General features: G+C 44.7%; 1 pseudogene. It reads right to left on the bottom strand.

From position 1 onward, the window contains the following. Positions 1-206, bottom strand: a pseudogene (locus tag AB4512_RS24370) (alpha,alpha-phosphotrehalase); the annotation flags it as partial.

Here is a 206-nt window from a genome sequence, read left to right as displayed (position 1 = left end):
GAAGACCGAGTCTTTATCTTCAAGCGCTTGCTCAGCATTGATCTCAGTGTAGTTATTCGCAACATCTAACCATGGCTGTGATAGCGAAAAGCCAGCGTAAGGCTCACTGTTCCATTGCATTGGTGTACGAGAGTTATCACGAGATTTCTGCGCTAAAATCGCCATCATATCTTGATGAGTAACACCGTCACGGTTAACCATGATGT

Source organism: Vibrio sp. 10N.222.52.B7 (assembly GCF_041474275.1).
Lineage (GTDB): Bacteria > Pseudomonadota > Gammaproteobacteria > Enterobacterales > Vibrionaceae > Vibrio > Vibrio crassostreae_C.
Note: the sequence above shows the minus strand (reverse complement) of the source record. Positions and strands in the feature narration are given on the sequence as shown.